The sequence below is a fragment of the Lentibacillus jeotgali genome (genome assembly GCF_000224785.1).
Taxonomy (GTDB): Bacteria; Bacillota; Bacilli; order Bacillales; family Amphibacillaceae; genus Lentibacillus; species Lentibacillus jeotgali.
The window spans coordinates 142,961-162,401 of record NZ_AGAV01000018.1 but is presented as its reverse complement, the minus strand read 5'-3'; the positions used below and the strand labels follow the sequence as shown (position 1 = coordinate 162,401).

Genomic DNA, 19,441 nt, shown 5'->3' with positions numbered 1-19,441 from the left:
GAACCATCCCCTTGCTTTGGCATTATTTCACATTTTACCGAAAAACAATCGTCTTATTATCCTCTACAATAACCCTGTCCTCCAGATGCCATTTCACCGCACGGGCAAGTACGCGCCTTTCCACTTTACGGCCGATTTTCTTCAAATCTTCAACATGATCTCTGTGATCGACCCTTTCGATATCCTGTTCGATAATCGGGCCTTCATCCAGTTCATTTGTGACGTAATGGGAAGTCGCACCGATCAGTTTAACACCGCGGTCGTATGCCCGCTCATACGGCTTTGCCCCGACAAATGCCGGCAGGAACGAATGATGAATATTAATAATCTGGTCCTGAAAACGCTCAACAAACGACGGTGTCAAAATTTGCATGTAGCGTGCAAGAATAAGCAGATCAACATCATATTCTTCCATCAGCCGGATTTGCTCAGCTTCTGCCTGCTCCCTTATATCCTTGTTCGCCGGGATGTAATGAAATGGAATCCCCTGGGACTCAACGATTCCGCGCACATCATCATGGTTGCTGATCACACAGGCGATATCAGTTTCCAAATCACCGCTCTGCCATTCCCAGAGCAACTCCATCAGACAATGCGGATCTTTTGAAACGAAAATCGCTGTTCGTTTGGTATCACTATGACAGGAAAAACGATAATCCATGGAAAATTTATCAGCTAATGCAGCAAAGTCAGCCTCCAGCTTTGTACGTTCTTCCATAAGATTTTTGCAATGGAACTCAATCCGCATAAAAAATGTCCCATGGTCAGGGTCGCTTGTGTATTGACTCGACTCGATGATATTCGCACCATGCTCCAGCAAAAAGGTTGAAATTGCCGATACGATCCCAGGACCATCAGGGCATTGGACGAGCAGTCTGCAGTGGTCGTCTTTTTCAGTTGCTGTCATTATTATGTCTCCTCGCTTTGTTCGTATGGTCTGATTTTTTGATAGATTTCCCTTTTATTACATTACTATGGTAGACTACTAAAGTATCATTATACAGAATCGTAGTGCGAATTTCCAAATGTCTTAGTGGTACCTGGTCGATCGATTTTCCTTCGAGCTCGATCGGTTTTCTACTCAACTGGATCGAACTCATGCTTTTCTGATCGATTTATAGCCCCACTCGATCGATTCCAGACTGCTTCCGATCGATATTCCAGCAAGCCCGAGTCTTTTTATTCTTAACAGCCACTAACACCAATCTGCATTTTTAAAGACGTCACTTTCCATCCGTTAACAGGCGCCATATCCTGGGAACAGGTTGTGCATGCAACAATCACTTCTTCCAATGCTTTTAGACGGACATAATCGCCGGGCTTGGATAATGGCTCATGAATCTCGTAATCGCCTGCTTGGTCCAAAACATTGTTCATAAATAAGTTTATCGGATCAGGAATTGGTTGATCTTCCAATCCATACGCCTTCAAGGCATTTTTCAAATTATCCTGACAGTTCGGGTGGTCCTCTGATCCATAGTCTACTTTATAGCGATAATAGTCACATGCTGGAAAAAAGAAATCATGCTTACCTACTGTGTCTTCAACGAGTGTCATCAGCGGACGGCGTTTGTTGCTATAGAGTGGATCACCGACTTTTAATCGAATGCTTCCGAGAGAAGCTCTCATATGGACAGGTGATACAAACTCATTTGGGTTATTTCTGTTGAAGCATACCAAATCACCGACTTGCTTACCTTCAACATCAATAATAACCAGTTCTTCACCAGGTTTTAGCAATACGCTTCTTCTCTCATATGGTGGTATTGTTATTTCCTCTTTTATTTCCTTTTGTGACAAAACCACATCCTACACTCCCCTCTCTAAATGTAAAATTCTTTTTTTCAGTCTTCCCCTATACTGAATTGCCCTAATTTGAATTCATTATAAGACCTAAATGCCTTCACGTATAATGATTAGAAATGATGTCATCCATCACTGTTACCGAAGTCTGCGGTGACCAAATATCATTTATTGAGATGGAATTCATCATTATTAGTCATTTTACCTGATACCCGATTAACGCTATCATATTTATTAAGAAGTAGAACACACGGGAACAGAAATCAGGCTTTAAACCCGAAATCCATGAATACGCTTTAATTAAATGTGTTAATTCATCATCTAAATAATCCGTAAAGGAGAAGAATCTCATGAATTCACACTATGACGTGATTATTGTTGGAGCTGGTTCAATGGGGATGGCCGCCGGATATTACCTGGCCAAGGAAGGAACAAAACCATTGCTCATCGATGCATTTGATCCGCCGCATTCAAACGGAAGTCACAGCGGTGACACACGGCTCATTCGCCATGCATGCGGTGAAGGATACGAGTACGTCCCGCTTGCCATAAGGGCTCAGGAACTATGGGATGAACTACAGCAAGAAACAACTGAGTCTATATTCCGAAACACAGGTGTGGTAACATTTGGTCCAAGAAATTCAGATTTTGTCAACCAAGCAATCGCAGGCGGAAAGGAATATTCATTGCCTATTGATACACTTGATAATGGTGAGGAAATCAATAAACGCTGGCCTGGAATAAATGCTCCTGATGAACACTTCGGATGCTATGAACCAGAGGCAGGTGTTCTATTCAGCGGGAATTGTATCCGTACATTCCGTAAATTGGCATTGCAATATGGCGCTGAACTACTGACGAACACCCCTGTTGACGACCTTGCAGTCGCTGAAAATGACGTTACTGTCCAGACGAAAGAAGGAACATTTACCGCCGATAAACTAATTGTCAGTGCCGGAGCCTGGAACAAAAAACTGTTATCCGAGCTCAACCTTAATTTGGCGTTGCAGCCAAGCCGGCAAACAATCGGCTGGTTTGATGCAGAGGAATCCCTATATCAGTCTGATGAATTTCCCGGCTTTTTCGTAGACTTGCCAACAGGCGTATATTACGGGTTTCCAAGCATTGATGGAACAGGATTAAAGATTGGACGTTACGATGCCGGTGAGGAAATAGACCCCGAATATATGAATCGCGAATTTGGCATTTTTCCGAAAGACGAAGGTGATATTCGTAAATTCCTGGAAACGTTTATGCCACAGGCGGCAGGTAAATTAAATGTAGGCAAAACGTGTATGTTTACCAATACACCAGATGAAAACTTCATTATTGACGTGCATCCGGAACATGCCAATGTTGCGATTGCTGCCGGATTTTCCGGTCACGGCTATAAATACTCAAGTGCTGTCGGAGAAATATTAAGCCAATTAGCGACCAGCAGCACAACAAATCATGACATTTCCCTCTTTTCAGCAACACGTCCGAGCATACAGCCACAAGCATCAAAAACGGTGCAAAACTAAATAACTTACTGGAATGTAAACGGACAGAAGGAGGCAACAAGACCTTTTCCTGTCTGAATGTTTTAACAGGAGGTTAGCCTGATGGAACACGAAGCAGTTCAATTCCTGCAAGACCTGATTCGAATTGACAGTACCAACCCGCCGGGAAACGAAAACAATGTGACAAAAAAGCTTGCCGAAAGATGCGAAGAAACAAGTTTACCCTATAAAATTACAGATATTGACGCAAACAGGAGCAATTTTGAAATTTCCTTAAAAGGTGAAGGAAAAGGCAAATTAATTTTCTGCGGTCATATGGATACCGTTTTAGCCGGAGAGCAGCCATGGGATTATTCACCGTTTTCCGGCGAACTGGTTGGGAAAAAGCTGTACGGGCGCGGTGCTTCAGATATGAAAAGCGGTCTCGCGGCTATGTTTCTAGCAATTGAATCGCTTTTTCAGGAAAAAAGAGAATTATCAAAGGATATTGTTTTCCTAGCAACTGCCGGTGAAGAAGTGGACAGCTGTGGTGCAAGGCGGTATTTACAAGATGACGACTTGTCTGATGTCGAGGCTTTAGTGATTGGTGAGCCGACAAATGAAAAAGTCGGTGTAGGACATAAAGGTGCTTTATGGGTTGAAGTTGTAACCATTGGAAAAACAGCCCACGGATCAATGCCGGACCAAGGAATCAATGCGATTGAATGGATGGGCCGAGTTATTCAAATTGTTGAATCGTTAAAACTAGACTGGAAGATTTCCAAGTCGCCCCTGGGTGAAAGCAGCATTTCGGCCAATAGAATGGAAGGCGGCGTTCAAACAAATGTGATCCCTGACCGTTGTACGCTGAATATTGATATCAGAACCGTGGCTCCCCAGTCCCACGAGCAATTATTTGCTGAACTGAAAGAGAAATTAAATGATTTGTTTTCCAGAGAAGACGCCCCAACGTTCGAGATGAATGAATTATTGAACCGTCCGTCGATTCTGACAGACCAATCAAGTCCGATTATTACGAAGGCTTTGAGTGTTAAAGAGGATGACACAGATTCAGTGTGCGGGGTTCCCTATTATACAGACGGTGCAGTTTTAAATCCCGATAGTGCCGTCCCCACACTTATATACGGTCCCGGAAATGAGAAACTGGCACATCAGCCAAATGAATACGTTGATGTGGATGCTTACTTGCGTTCCATTGATTTTTATAAAAAATTAATTCTTGCGTATGCAATATAACATAATCAAAGACCGAAGAATATTTTCAATATGACGATTTTCGGCAACTGCCGAAAATCAACATTATAAACGGGTGCACATCGCGCGAAATCCGAGAAGTATCGCGCGATTTCTTGCGGACGTTGCGCGATTTCATGCCATCTTCGCGCGAAATACCGAGGATGCCGCGCGATATCCCGTGAGCGTCGCGCGAAATCTGCAGGTCCTCGCGCGAATTGCTCAATCTCCTCAAACTCTCAAATTCCTATCCCACCGTTGACGACGGCGACCAAAAAAAGCGCCGTAACTGTCAAACGTCCGCCGGTATAGTCCATTACTGAAGTAAAATGGCAAATGCCTTTTATTTAGGACATTTGCCATTCCATTTTAATAAATTATCAACAGCTGACTCATTAAAACGACGAAATGATTATCGCACTGACCCTTCTTTCACATCCTCATTTCCTGAGTGGATGGTTTCGATGCCATTTAGATACTTAATGACTTTGTCCAACGGATCGACGTCCCCAAATTTTGCATCTATATCAAACAGGTTCCATTCGACTGCACCAGGAACGCGGTCAGCGATCGTTCCTTCAGGGACAATGGTACGGAATCCAAGTTCAGTTGAGTCCATGCATGTGTGGCGTACGCAGGCACATGCTGTAGCACCGACTACAATGAGTGTGTCTACACCATGGGTTGTGAGCCAGTACTGCAGTGGCGTCCCGTTAAAGCAGCTGGCCGTCTTTTTGACGAATACTATTTCTTCCTTCTGAGGATTCAACCTTTCATCAATGTCTAACCAATCTTCTCCAAGCTTTAATTCGTCCAATGGAATTTTATCTGCCCATCGTCCAATATCCTGATAGCCATTCGGATTATACCCGGTTGTACTGTGGAAAATCGGTACATTCTTTTCCCGCGCTGCATCCAGCACACGACGTACATTCGGGATGACCTCTTCCATGTTTTCACAGGTGAAAGCATGCCCTGGTCTGGTCCACGCATTTGCAAGATCGACGGTTATGATACCTGGTTTTTTCCCATAGCCGACTCTTTTTTGAAACCCACGCTCTGTATGAATTTCCCTTGCTCTCTTAAACATTTTTTGCAATAATTCCAGATCAAAAATTTCCTCTGACATTTCCTCCACCCTTTCAAAGATATAATTTTATATTTGTGATACACTTGCACATATCGTTAAAGCCTTCCATCTTCTTCACTGGGTAAATAACGACAGCTTTCCCCGTCGCTGGCGAATTTCTTTTCGTCTTTCTTCTGTTTGTTCCATATTTAATTTCCCATTTTCAATAACAACCCCATAGTCATTCAGCGCTGTTTCCACAGAAATGATTTCATCCAGTACATCCTCATAAACTTGACTTGCCTGGCGTTCCAATGGATCACCATAGCCACCGGATGACGGGACCATAATTTTCACTGATTCCCCGGCGTTAAAACGTTCGCCGTTTAATTTTGAAGAGAGCTCTTCCGGGTTTGTATCCGAATTTTTAATTAACGCTGCTTCCGTACCAGACAGACCGCCATGGTATCCCCAAGGCTTCACTGTATGTTTATCCCCTTCCATGGACATTAAGCCATCTGTCAGGAAACGGTTCCGGCGAATAACTCCAAGGCCGCCCCGCGTTTTACCTGCACCACCGGTATCTTCTCTTAGTTCATACTGCTCGCAAATCATCGGGGTGTGCATATCAAGATCTTCAATCGGGTTGTTTCGTGTATTCCATGAACTGAAGTCCATCGCATCCATGCCATCCTTTTCCGGTCGACCGCCATATGAACCTTCATTGACTTCAATGTATACCCAGTAATTATGACCCTCATCTAGACCGGAATACGATGCGAACTGGATATTGGCGGCACTCCCTGCACAGGTCCTTTCGGGGATGACCGGAGTTAATGCCTTGATAATCAAATCAGCGGCAGTATTTACTTGATTTGCCCGGCTAAAGGTAGCTGCAGGACGAATCGGATTAAAGATGCTTCCCTTCCTTGCTGTGACTTTAACAGGGCGGAACACCCCATGATTGGCCGGAACAAATTCTTCATGTGTATAAGTGTCAAGAAAAATGGAACGCACCACACTATACACACCTACACATAGAGCGCCCGAATAGGCGGCATTAAAAGCCGAAGCTACCTGGTCAGCAGATTTGGAGAGGTCTATCTCCAGTTCACTGCCTTTTTTAATGACATTCACATGAACCCTCAATTTTTCATCCAGGTTGATACCATCATCATCAAGCCACGATTCTGCCTCATATTCACCATCAGGAATCTTGGCAATTTCCCGGCGCATCATGCGCTCAGAGTAATTCATCAATTCTTCGCCAGCTGCAAGCACCGTATCTTTTCCATACTTATCAAGAAGTTCAACATACCTTTTTGCACCCAGTCTGCAGGCAGCTACTTGTGCTTTCAGGTCACCAATTACCTGGGATGAAGTCCGTACTTTCTGCCGAATGATCTCGAACAGCGTTTCATTCGGCTGCCCTTTGTCATACAACTTGACACCATTTAATACAAGCCCTTCCGCATAGACATCAGGGGCATCCACGATTAAACCTGGCTGTGCGCCGCCAATGTCCAGGTGATGTGCTGTCGTTCCGGCATAACCAATTAATTCCCCTTCGTAGAAAATAGGCTGACTAAGGGATATATCAGGCGAATGTGAGGCGCCGGCATATGGATCATTGTTCCAAATAATATCTTCCGGATGTTGATTGTCCCCGATTATTTCCTGAAAACCCTCAATATAGCCGGGGAGACATCCCAGTTGCATAGGGGTTGAATCTGACTCTGCAAGTGTTTCACCAAATTTGCTGAATACCCCGGCACCCAAATCCTCAGATTCCCGGATTAAAGAGGAGTAGGCCATTCGCTGCATAACGTGGGACATTTCTTTAGCAATCGTATCCAGTGCGCCTCCAATCACTTGCATGGTTACAGGATCAATTTTTTTACTCATCACTCGTCACCGCCTCTGTTACATATTTATCCACAGGTTTGAGATGTGCTGGTCCTTCTTTCATTTAGTCCCGCAACTAAGATACCGTGCGATGAAACGGCCACCTCCCAGTGTGGTGGAACAATCGTTGTTGAGTCACGCTGAATGATAGAGGTGGACCTATGTCAAGAAATTGGACACTTAAAATTTGGAATTCTTGTTAAGTATTTATCAGGCTGCTCCTGTAGCCTTCGCTGCAGAGAAACAAATTCTCCCCATCATTACTTTTTAGGTAACAGAAATTCCACTCCGTTCGTTCCAGCCATTCGTTGCGCATACTTTTTCTCATAAGCTATCGGTGACAAATATCCTATAGACGAATGAACACGTTTATAATTATAGAAAGTCATGATGTAGGCAAATATACTTTGCTTTGCTTGTGCACGTGTCTGATATCTTTGATGAAATATAAGCTCTTTCTTCATGACACTATGAAAAGATTCGATAGAAGCATTGTCATAACAGTTGCCTTTTCTGCTCATACTTGTCGTGATCTTATAGTTTCGTAGAATGGCCTGGTAGTCATGGGCTGCATATTGACTGCCACGGTCAGAATGATGAATCAGTCCCTCCTGTGGTTCCTGTTGACGAATCGCTCTTTGTAAAGCTGTCATCGTTAAAGCCTTTGTCATTCGCCTGCTCATTTCCCAACCGATGATTCTTCTTGAAAATAAATCCATGACAGTGGCTAAATACAACCACCCTTCATTGGTCCATACATAAGTGATATCACTAACCCAAACTTCTCCTGGGTGGTCTACGTGGAAATTCTGATTCAATAAATTAGGATAAACAGGATAAGAATGCTTTGAATTTGTCGTTGCTTTATATTTCTTCACTGTTTTCGAACGTAAGCCATTCTCCTTCATAATACGGGTCACAGTCTTTTGTGATACGTCCCAGCCTTCCTGTTTTAATATTTCTGTGATTTTTGGGCTGCCGTATCTTCTATAGGACTCTATATATACTCGCTTCACCTGTGCTGTGAGCTTTTCTTTTCGCTTTTCCTGGTTACTCTTGGATCGAACCCTCCAATCGTAATAGCCACTTTTCCAAACACCTAATACCTCGCACATCTTCGCCACACGGAATTCGTGTCGGTGTTTTTCGATGAAGTCATAAATTACTTCCGGCTTTTTGCGAAGATGCCCATAGCCTTTTTTAGTATGGCATTCTCCTCTTCCAAGTCACGAATACGCTTATCCTTTTCATACTCTACTTTATCTTTGGCAGGAAGGTTCCCGCTCCCTACAAAGGCATCTTCTTGTTCTTCTTCATATTTAGCCACCCATTTATGCAATGTTTGATGGACTATATCCAGTTCTCGTGCTACTTCTGCCACCTTTCTGCCATCTTCCGTCACCATCTTTACAGCATACATTTTAAACTCTTTATCGTATCGTTTCCCGCTCATCTTGGACACTCCTAAGAATTAATAGTTTCAGTATAAAAATCTCTGTTTTCTGTGTCCAATTATTAGGCTAACATCAGGCCGGACCTGTAATACGATCATTTGCCAATAATTTTTCCCGCTGGTAACGAGGAGTGGATAAACTTTTAATTTCCCCGTCAACTTCAAAATAGGTTTGCCGTTCATACATAAGCGCTTCTTTCGGGTTGGTTCTCGCTCCTTCTTCTAATTGAGGCAGGTTAAAAGATGGGGTTTTCCCGGTCGCAACAATATCCAGCGAAATGAGTTCCACCGTATTTTCAGGGAAATGATGACCATATTCCTGCTCGTGCGCCTGATGGAAACCTGAAACAACCGCTTCTATGCTTTGTTTCGTTAAAGGACCCTCCGGAATAGGCACTCGCAGCTCAAAGCCCTGTCCCATATAGCGGCATTCAGCAACCCGTTCATACGCAATGTCACCTTGACTGATGCCATCCCGAATTAGCTGGTCCCCTGCTTGATCCTCTAATTCCTGCAACTGCTGCCCCAAATTAGCGACAAGGTCACCCGAAATCGTTTCCAATCTCTCAATATAGGAAGCATTAAAATGGTATTTCAGGTCGCTGATTAATAAACCAGCCGAAGCGGTGATCCCGGGGTAGTTCGGAACCATGACAGTCTCAGAACCAATCGTTTCTGCCAAATCAATGGAATGAAGCGGTCCCGCTCCACCTGCAGCCAATAATGCAAAATCTCTCGGGTCGATTCCTTTGCGGACTGAATTTTCCCGAATTGATAGCGCCATATTGTTATTAATAATTCTTAAAACGCCAAACGCTGCTTCTTCAACAGTCATGTTTAATTCGTCAGCTATTTTTTGTATAGCTTCAGTACTTTTTTCCGGATGAAGCGGAATATCCCCGCCCAAAAACTGCTCCGGGTCCAATTTTCCCAAAACAACATTAGCGTCCGTTACACAAGGATCTTCTCCCCCCTGTCCGTAACACGCAGGTCCCGGTGTCGATCCAGCACTCCTTGGTCCAACTCGAAATGCGCCACCGGCATCGACATAGGCAATCGAACCGCCTCCAGCACCAATCGTATCTACCTCCAGCATCGGCGTAACCACTGGATAACTATTAATCTCGGCATCTCTTGGATTTACCACTCTAGGCGTTTTGTCCGGAATGATTGAAATATCAGCAGAGGTGCCTCCGATATCAACACTGATAACATTTTCTATTCCATTTAATTCTCCCCACCATGAAGATGCCAGTACTCCCCCGGCAGGTCCTGATTTCAATAGATTCATCGGCGTCATGGTGGCCTTCTGGGACGACGCCATCCCGCCGGAAGACTGCATGATCTGCAGCTTTCCTTTTACGTTAGCTTCTTCAAGTGATGAAACCAGGTTATCAATATACTGATTTACTTTAGGCGCAACAAAAGCGTTCATGGCGGTCGTACTGAAACGTTCATACTCACGTATACGGGGCGCAACTTCACTGGATGTAAAACAAGTTATTTCCGGCCAGATGTCCTTAACAATTTCTTTTGCCCGTTTTTCATGGACATCATTAAGAAACGAAAAAAGAAAGCCAACAATAATGACATCCACATCTTCTGCTTTCAATTTTTTAACAGCATCCCGCACTTCCTCTTCCTCCATCGGGGTGCGGATACGCCCATCAGGTGCTTGAAGTTTTTCCGTAATAGGGAGACGGTGCCGTCGCTTCACCAGAGGGTTATCCTGCCAGGGAAGGCTTTGCTGAATCGAGAAATTCTCCACCTTTTTATGACGGGCAATATGAAGAATATCCCGATAATTTCGCGTTGTCAGCATACCTACCTTCGCACCATTTCCTTCAATGGTAATATTCGTTGCAACGGTTGTACCGTGCAGAACATAATCAATATCCTCAACGTCCACATCGCTTATTGCACAGAGTTCTTTTACTCCTTTAATAACACCAACAGATTGGTCGTGCGTTGTACTCGGAACCTTGTGTACATTAATTTTATTCGTTATTTCATCAACTAATACCAGATCAGTAAATGTACCGCCAACATCCACTCCAACTCGAACCATTCTTAGTCTCCTCTCATTTAAGGTAGAACCAGTGATACAAAACCATCTTTGCTTTTCGCCCTACTGAGATTTTTGCAATAAGCTGCCATTCACCTAAAATTACATTGTCATGGTTCCTGGATATGTGACCCCCCTATATATAAATTTCAAATTTTAGTTAATTATTAGTTTATTGTATTGTATAACGTAAGCGTTTTCATGTATAATGATTTGAACTGATGGTTTTCATCATTGAGACTGATATCGAACAATTTTACTGTCTAATCTATAGCCGTAAAGAGCTACTATAGCTAGTTTTCACTATTTATGCAGTTACAACCTTGTTAAATATTTAAAATTATTATAAAATTAAACTGCTATCCTGTATAATGATTAAAATAGATGGCTTATATCTCTATAACTGAATGGTTAATGCCGAATTGTTTGTTGGAGGGATGCTAATGGAAATAAAAGATTTGCTTATTTTTCAAAGTGTTGCGCACCATGGAAGCATCAGTAAAGCCGCTGATGAGCTATGTTATGTACAGTCACATGTGACATCCAGAATAAAATCCCTGGAATCAAATTTACAAACAGAATTATTTCACCGCCACAGCCGAGGAACTACGCTCAATTCTGAAGGAAAGAAACTTCTAAACTACTCAGACAAAATTCTGCTCTTGCTGGATGAAATGGAAAAAGCATTTCACGATTCCGACAGTCCCTTAGGAACACTGGAAATTGGCACAGTGGAAACGGTTATTAAACTGCCAGCCATTTTATCATCCTACCATAGAAACTACCCCAAAGTTGATTTATCACTAATAACTGACGTCACAAAAGAATTAATCAATCAAATTTTGAACCGGAAACTTGATGGTGCATTTGTCACGGGTTTCGGCTCTCACCCGGAAATCGAACAAGTTGAAGTATTCCAGGAAAAGCTGGTATTAATATCAAGCAACGAAAAACTTTCCTTTGAAGATCTTAAACAAGAACCACTGCTCGTTTTCAGTGAAGGGTGCAGTTATCGGGCTAATTTGGAAAAGTGGCTTTATGATGAAGGCGTTATAAATGCAAACGTAATGGAATTTGGCACATTGGAAACGATCTTAGGCAGTGTCAGGTCGGGACTTGGAATAAGTCTTGTACCACAATCCACAGTTCGTCAATTAGAACTGGATGGTGCTATTCACTGCCATGATATTCCTGATGAATACAGCAACATATCAACTGTTTTTATATGGCACAAAGACTCATACTTAACCAATACGATGGCGAAATTTATCGAAACCATCCAGGATTTCACAACTGTTGACTACCCGCCTTTAATTAATAAGGTTTAGGATATTTTGTTGATTATATAAAGACCGTTATTGGGAAGAAGAGTATTTGAATACCACGGCGGAACTACGGTGATCTCACCCAAACAGAAAAAGTGTCATGATAAAACAATACATGGCACTTTTTCTGTTATTATTAATAGAGTAAGAGACTTCTGTGTTGTGTTTACATCGGTAGCCAACCTTCTTTTGGTACTGCGAATGAACATGATTGATCCTGTATCTTAATTTAAAACTTCTCACCGGATTGTTCACACTCAAACAAACAGCTGTTAACCAAGGTAAATTCATGTCTATTTGTTGAGCAAACCTCGACATCATTTCGCATTTTTATTGCCCGGGTAATATTTTAGAGGAATATGTCATCAGATACGATTATTGAAGCAAAACAACTCAACATTTTTCCCTATCAATCTTCATCCTCATCCAGCCATTTCAGCGAGTGATACATATCTGTCAAATTATCATGATAACCCCAGCCGATTCCACCTGAATCAATAACGACGCCATATAAACGGTCATTTAATTGTTCAAATAATGTTCTGTCTTTATCACAAGCAGAAATAACTTGGGCATACACGGATTCCATACTGACATAGAACCTCTCATCTATGTCACCATATGTCTGAGTAAACTCAGTCCCGAATTCGACATAACAAAGCATTAAATCAAGTGTTCCTATCTGATCATTTGTGAGTTTTTTAAAATCAGTGAATGCTTTTTTTGCCTTGGCAAGGCGCAACTTGCCAAACCCTTGATCAGGAAAAAATTCATCCCTGATCTCCTTCTCCGCACGGTCGAATAGCTCCTGTTTCTTTTCCTCACCCGTAAATTTCAACGTTAAATAATCCTTGACCTCACTATCTAGTTTATATAAATCAGTAATGACCGCTATGAGTTCTTTGTGATTAAGTTCTTTCAAGTTCTTTTTAAGCTCCGGAATTTTCATATTTGTAACGTTTGACATCTTTCTTCCTCCCTGCTTACCTATTGGATGAAACGCCTTATTCTTATTATCTTGTTATTATTGATAAATTTCAACAATTAGTGCGTGGTAGTTACGGAAAAAGTCTTCATTAGCTTTTTCTTAATGAGATGGTAACTCCCTAGGCAATGCCCTCATCGCTCGATCGATTTTCAAACACGCTTAGTGTATATGACCTTTCCCTCAATATAGCGGTTATCCCTTTTTCCTCTCTATAAACAGAGAAAGAAGCAATCCCGTCACGGCAAACAGAAATGCGATGAAAAAGGCGGTTTTCACACCGACCAGGTAATCAGCGGGGTTTATGTTTCCAGTCCCGCTTTCAGCACCGCTGATAAAGGAGATGATAAACGTTAAGCCAAGTGATCCTCCAAATTGACGGGCTGTATTGATGACCGCCGTCCCATGCGGAATCAAATCATCAGGCAACGCATTGATACCGGCGGTCATAATCGGCATATTGATCATACCCACGCCGCCCATGGCAAGCATGAATAAAACCATCGTTACAGCGAATGGCGTTTCGAGTCCAAGAATAAAATGAAAACCGATTGTACTTAAAGTGAGCAGAACGAAACCGGTAATCGCAATGATTTTACCACCGTATTTGTCAAATAAGTTTCCGGCAAACAGAGACATGATGGCAAGTGTCAAAGCTCCGGGCATCACGATCAGGCCGCCGTAGAATGCTGAATATTGCTGCGCGTTCTGAACATACATCGGCAATATCGTCTCAGTTGATATGAGTAAGCTGAACGACAGGATCGAAATAAATGTTACAAGTGCAAAAAGAGGTACTTTAAGCACACGAACCTCCAAAATCGGTGCCGAAAGCCGCAGCTGCCGGTACACAAATAAAGCCAGTGCCACAGCGCCTGCAATCATAACACCAAGCGCTGCCGGATCGCCTATCCCGCTTTCCTCCATTTTATTAAAGGCATACAGCATGCCGCCAAAACCAGCTGTTGACAATAAAATCGATAAAGGATCAATATCCGTGTCCCGCTGTTCTGTAACATTGCGCATAAACAGATAAGCCATAAGCAAAATAAGCGCTGCAATCGGTAGTGTCACCAGGAATAAAGCACGCCAGTCAAAATAGTTGACCAACACACCGGATATAGGTGGGCCAACCGCAGGCGCAACGTTAATCACAAGCCCGGCCAGGCCCATTGCAAATCCTCTTTTTTCCCTCGGATACATAAGAAACAAAATCGTCTGCATTAGCGGAATCATAATGCCGGAGCCCATACCCTGAAATACGCGCCCTACCAGCAAAACGGGAAAAGAAGGTGCCACTAAACAGATCAACGTACCTGCCAAAAACAAAAACATGGCGCTCATCATTAAATGGCGCGTTTTAAACCTGTCAATAAAATAAGCCGTTATCGGAATAAGAACGGCAATCGTTAGCATATAAACAGTTGTAAGCCATTGAACATCAGTCGAGTCAACGCTAAACTCCTGCATGATTTTCGGAAAAGCCGTAATCAGTAGAAATTGCGTCAGTACAGATAAAAACGATGCGGATAGTGTTATTGCCACAATTAATCGTTTATGAAAACGTGATAGATTCATCGAAGTCACCCCGCCTGCTCTTTGTATTTAAACTCTGAAGCCATCACTCTACACACAATACTACAATTGAATCTCCTTTGTCACAACCTATGAACCCGAAGCGGATTGTTACAGTCACTAAAGTCCTAAACACGACAACCATCCAGTAACGTAAAAAGATGACACAGAAACTTCCGTGCCATCGCATCTTTCAACGCATCTCGTACTTTTTTCGGGAAGCTGCCGGTATCCCTTTACTGTAATTCACGCTGAATTTCCATAACTTCAGCTTTAGTCAAATCAGAAATCTGCAACAAATCCAATGTCCACCCCATTTTGCAATAGCTTACGGGCAATTGCCTCTGCTGTATTTTTTTCCACTTCTTTTGCGGTTTGTTCTAATTCTTCTGCCTTCTGTTGTGCTTCTTTCTCTGCCGCTTTTGCCCCAGCCATCATATGCTACTTAAGATCCCAGTACGCTCTTTGTACCTCAATCGCCCGTTGAACAGCCTCCTTTTGATGCGGATAGATTGGGCCTTCATGGAATCCTTGATCAAACGGGTCGTCCACTTGACTTCGCTTCCCTTTTAACGCTTCGATCACACGCAATGTACAAAATGGAACATAAGCGGTGCTGTATCCTCCCTCATGACAGGCAATTATTCGGTTGCTGCTATGTTTTTCAGCCAGTTTTTTAATACGTTTACTCATTTGAAAATACCCTTCAGCCGTCACGGACATCCGCCCAATCGGATCAAACCGGCTTGCATCCTGACCAGCAGAAATGAAGATCAGTTCCGGGGCATATTGGTCAAAGACTGGCGCAATCAATTGATCAAAAGCATAAAAATAGCCTTCATCCCCGGTTCCGGCCGGTAGCTCAATATTGACCGTATAACCCTCACCGTCTCCTTTTCCAGTATACGTTATGGCACCACGGTCTTTCGGGAAAATGTTTTCCTGGTGAACGGAAATGAATAATACATCTGAGTCATTTTCAAATGCTGTTTCTGTTCCATTACCATGGTGAACATCCCAATCCAATATTGCGATACGTTTCAGGCCGTATTTTTCACGTGCGTATTTTGCCGCAATCGCCACATTGTTAAACAGGCAAAAGCCCATCCCTTCAGCAGGCTCAGCATGATGACCAGGCGGTCGGACGAGTGCATACGCATTCTGAACTTCCTCTTCCATTACTGCATCGACGGATGTCATTACACCACCTGCCGACTTCAAGGCAATCTCATAGGAATCAGGACCGACAATTGCATGCACACCAGCATCGCCACCGCCAGCATCACTTAATTCTTTTATCTTATTAATATATTCCTTACTATGATTTATCAAGATTTCTTGACGGGTTGCCTCCCTGGGTGATATCTGTTGCAATTCATCCATAAATCTGGATCGTTCCAACAAATTTTTGACACGACGCTTTGACTCCGGATTTTCCGCATGTGTATCCGCCTGAACCCATCCCCCAGATTGAATATTCAAAGCACCATTCCCAGTTTGATGCCAAAAATAACTTTCATCACAAATGAATCCTGTTTTTACCGACATGTTATCGCCTCCATTAAATTTAATAGACTATTCGAACGATTGATTCATCCAATTACGAAGTCAACTTTATTCGAAAGGGAGATTATGCTTTCAAAATATTATTTTAACCAAGTTCTTTATCATAATTTGCAAGTTTCTGAATGACGCCAAACACAACATCTGCTCCTTGTTCTATGTCTTTATCCAAGGTTAATTCTGAAACATCATGACTTTTTCCGTTTACACTTGGCAGAAAAACCATTGCCGTTGGTCCCATGTCATTCATGTATTTCGCATCATGACCAGCACCACTAGGTATTCTTTTAACTGAGTAACCATATTGGTTTGAGGTTTCTGAAATCATGTTTACAATTACGTTATTAAATACAGCTGTCTCACTATCCCATAAATTTTTGATATTTACCGAAACATCACGATTAGCTGCAATGACTTCTATTTCTTTTTTCATTTCATTTAAAGCTGTTATTCTTATATCATTGTCGAGATGCCGGAGATCCAGCGAAAACACGACTTCACCTGGAACGCAATTAACGACATCTGGACTTACAGAAAAACGTCCTACTGTTGCTGAAACACCATACTTCTTTGCTTTATTCTCAATCATACTTACCATTTTTGATGCTGCTGTCAGTGCATCCTTTCTCATATCCATTGGTGTAGGACCCGCATGGTCTGATTCACCTGTAACTGTCACTTCAAGCCAATTCGTTCCTTGAATTCCCTCTACAGCACCGATTGAAATATTTTCTTTTTCTAATACAGGCCCTTGTTCAATGTGCAGCTCTATAAATGCGAAAAAATCTTTGAGCCTATTTTCTTGTTTTCCATCGTAACCAATCCGTGTCAATTCATCGCCATAACTTTTTCCTTCACGATCTGTTCTCGTATATATAAAATCACGGCTAAATGTACCAGCCAGGCCCCCTGATGCCATCATAGGCGGTTCAAACCGGGCACCTTCTTCATTTGTAAAATTAACGATTTCAATTGGCCTGGTTGTTTCTATACCATAATCATTAAGGGTTCTAACAGCTTCCAAGGCTATTAGTACACCTAAAATGCCATCAAATCGACCACCACTAGGCTGCGTATCCAAATGAGAGCCTACTACAATGGGAGATTGATTTGTATCCCCCTCTCTTCTTCCGTACATATTGCCAAAATCATCTACTCGAACAGCTAAACCTGAATCTTTCATCCAATATTTAAATAAATCCCGCATCTCTTTATCCTCGTCAGAAAGAGCAAGCCTTCTCAGGCCATTCCCCGGGATTTTTCCGATTTCTGAACTTTTATCAATTGTGTATTTAAGTCGTTTAAAATTGACTTTCTTCTTTAAAAAATTCAACTTGAACACTCCTAATCAATTATCCCAAACCAAGTTGGATAAAGAAGTATCCCCAAATCCCTACAGAAATTAGTGTAACGACCACTGCTGTAACAATAATTTGCTTATACTGTTTTTTGATTTCAGCCAGACCATTTGGTTTCTTTAGGAACTCGTTAATGGTTTGTTTCGCCATACTTGTTTGTTTCATTTTACTATAATATTGCAGTTCATAAGAGTTCGGCTTTGTAAGCAGAGCAGCAACTATGAGTGATCCAACGGAAAAACAGATGGCGATCATGAGCTCATCTACCCCTTCAGGCACCGTTATCACGCCAACCCTTATAAGTTCACCAAAAAGGATAAACGTTGCAACGCCCATTATCATACTGACAAGAGCTGCTTTCGAGTTCATACGTTTCCATTCAAACGAAGCTACAATAGTTGGTAGCCAGCCTACCGCAAATATAGACCCTGCATAAATTGAAATCCAATAAATAGCTGATGGTTGAAAAATGGAAATAATACAGATAATAACAGCGACAACTACTTGTCCTATCCTCGCTGTACTGAGACGTTGTTTTTCATCCAGATCTTTTTCAAATATCTTTTCATAAACATCACGGGAAAGTGCGAATCCGACTAATACAAACAACGTTGAAGCCGTCGACATAATCGAGGCCATCAAAGCTGCAAGTCCTATTCCAGCTACTGCTGGCGGCGTATATTCCATAAATCCAACAACCATTGCATTATCTGTTGGTGTAATATTTGGATCAAGTACTTGCATGCCACCTGCTGCAATAAAAACGATTAATTGCATAAAGGGAGCGAAAAACACACCAATTATTGCCGTCTTCAGGATAACAAAATCATTTTTTGCAGGAAAAACGCGTGAGACAAGTGCTGGGATACAAGTAAAAAATAAAATCCATACAAGAAACTGCGAAATTGACCAACCTAGAGGCCGATTTTCTGCTCCCGCAATCGTCCAATAACCTGGTATCGTTTCTGACAGACTTTTCATTTGGTCAAAACCAGCTTGTCCGATGATCATCGGAGCAATTACAACTGAAATTGCCAGCATCGTAAAAAACATAATTGTGTCAGTAACAACCACCCCATACATCCCGCCAAACGCGGTGAACACGATTAGCGCGATTGTAAATAACACAACTAATAATTCAAAATTAATATTGGTCATTTCACTCAAAACCAGACCTGCACCGATAAATTGAGTGACCCCATATCCAATTAATCCCACAATCATAATCAATGTAGCTACAACACTGACCCACTTATTATTAAATCGCTTTTCAAAATAATCCGGCATCGTTTTACAACCCAATGCCTTCATTTTTCTACCGACATAAATCACTGCAAGCAGTGTTCCTAACCAAGCCCCAAATGAGCCTAGTGCTGCGATCACTAACGGTCCTTCAGCATAAGATTGTCCTGCAATTCCTAATAATGTCGTTGCACTAAGATAAGTTGCCGCTAACGTGCCAACGATAAGAAGGGTGGAACCTTTTCCTCCCATTACATAAAAATCATCACTGTTTTTTACAAAGCGGGTTAGAATACCCCCTATAACAACATAAAGTAACAAAACAATCACAAATATTGTAACAGCCATTTTTACCCCTCCGCC

The 19,441-nt window shown here is 42.3% G+C and carries 14 protein-coding genes and 1 pseudogene; 3 read left to right on the top strand and 12 right to left on the bottom strand.

The genetic code is table 11. The features are described from left to right. Nucleotides 1-34: 34 nt before the first annotated feature. Nucleotides 35-907 (bottom strand): formyltetrahydrofolate deformylase, encoded by an 873-nt coding sequence (gene purU / locus ON01_RS14905; protein ID WP_010531874.1) that lies wholly within the window; start codon nt 905-907, stop codon nt 35-37. A gap of 278 nt (nt 908-1,185) precedes the next feature. Next, entirely contained in the window at nt 1,186-1,806 is a 621-nt protein-coding gene (locus ON01_RS14900) for a DUF1989 domain-containing protein (protein ID WP_010531873.1), read from the bottom strand. Between the two features lie 347 nt (nt 1,807-2,153). On the opposite strand from ON01_RS14900, the gene solA reads away from it, so the two are divergent. Beyond that, nucleotides 2,154-3,326: an N-methyl-L-tryptophan oxidase gene (gene solA / locus ON01_RS14895; protein ID WP_010531872.1), complete on the top strand. Its 1,173-nt coding sequence runs from the start codon at nt 2,154-2,156 to the stop codon at nt 3,324-3,326. A gap of 81 nt (nt 3,327-3,407) precedes the next feature. Then, entirely contained in the window at nt 3,408-4,541 is a 1,134-nt protein-coding gene (locus ON01_RS14890) for a M20 family metallopeptidase (protein ID WP_010531871.1), read from the top strand. Between the two features lie 409 nt (nt 4,542-4,950). On the opposite strand, the gene ON01_RS14885 is transcribed toward ON01_RS14890, so the two are convergent. From ON01_RS14885 to ON01_RS14865, 4 genes and pseudogenes are all read right to left on the bottom strand, one after another. Next, nucleotides 4,951-5,667, bottom strand: a complete 717-nt coding sequence (locus ON01_RS14885) for an isochorismatase family protein (RefSeq protein ID WP_010531870.1) — start codon at nt 5,665-5,667, stop codon at nt 4,951-4,953. Nucleotides 5,668-5,742: 75 nt separating this feature from the next. Then, nucleotides 5,743-7,512 carry a hydantoinase B/oxoprolinase family protein gene (locus tag ON01_RS14880; RefSeq protein ID WP_010531869.1) on the bottom strand — a complete coding sequence of 590 codons (1,770 nt, stop codon included), beginning with the start codon at nt 7,510-7,512 and terminating at the stop codon, nt 5,743-5,745. 260 nt (nt 7,513-7,772) lie between these two features. Then, nucleotides 7,773-8,965 (bottom strand): annotated as a pseudogene (locus ON01_RS19270) (IS3 family transposase). A gap of 73 nt (nt 8,966-9,038) precedes the next feature. Further along, nucleotides 9,039-11,033, bottom strand: a complete 1,995-nt coding sequence (locus ON01_RS14865) for a hydantoinase/oxoprolinase family protein (protein WP_010531868.1) — start codon at nt 11,031-11,033, stop codon at nt 9,039-9,041. A gap of 440 nt (nt 11,034-11,473) precedes the next feature. Between ON01_RS14865 and ON01_RS14860 the strand changes: the two genes are divergently transcribed. Beyond that, nucleotides 11,474-12,358, top strand: a complete 885-nt coding sequence (locus ON01_RS14860) for a LysR family transcriptional regulator (RefSeq protein WP_010531867.1) — start codon at nt 11,474-11,476, stop codon at nt 12,356-12,358. Nucleotides 12,359-12,764: 406 nt separating this feature from the next. Here ON01_RS14860 and ON01_RS19960 read toward each other — a convergent pair whose 3' ends face one another. The 6 genes from ON01_RS19960 to ON01_RS14835 form a co-directional block, all read right to left on the bottom strand. Beyond that, nucleotides 12,765-13,322, bottom strand: a complete 558-nt coding sequence (locus ON01_RS19960) for a DUF6155 family protein (protein WP_010531866.1) — start codon at nt 13,320-13,322, stop codon at nt 12,765-12,767. Nucleotides 13,323-13,535: 213 nt separating this feature from the next. Then, on the bottom strand, nt 13,536-14,918 hold the full coding sequence (locus ON01_RS14850) for an MDR family MFS transporter (RefSeq protein WP_010531865.1): 1,383 nt from the start codon (nt 14,916-14,918) through the stop codon (nt 13,536-13,538). 279 nt (nt 14,919-15,197) lie between these two features. Then, entirely contained in the window at nt 15,198-15,353 is a 156-nt protein-coding gene (locus ON01_RS19620; RefSeq protein WP_175284966.1) for a hypothetical protein, read from the bottom strand. Between the two features lie 3 nt (nt 15,354-15,356). Continuing rightward, entirely contained in the window at nt 15,357-16,463 is a 1,107-nt protein-coding gene (locus ON01_RS14845; protein WP_010531864.1) for a class II histone deacetylase, read from the bottom strand. Between the two features lie 103 nt (nt 16,464-16,566). After that, nucleotides 16,567-17,820: a M20 family metallo-hydrolase gene (locus tag ON01_RS14840; RefSeq protein ID WP_425357513.1), complete on the bottom strand. Its 1,254-nt coding sequence runs from the start codon at nt 17,818-17,820 to the stop codon at nt 16,567-16,569. A 10-nt stretch (nt 17,821-17,830) separates the two neighbouring features. Further along, nucleotides 17,831-19,426 (bottom strand): sodium:solute symporter family protein, encoded by a 1,596-nt coding sequence (locus ON01_RS14835; protein WP_010531862.1) that lies wholly within the window; start codon nt 19,424-19,426, stop codon nt 17,831-17,833. Nucleotides 19,427-19,441: the final 15 nt, after the last annotated feature.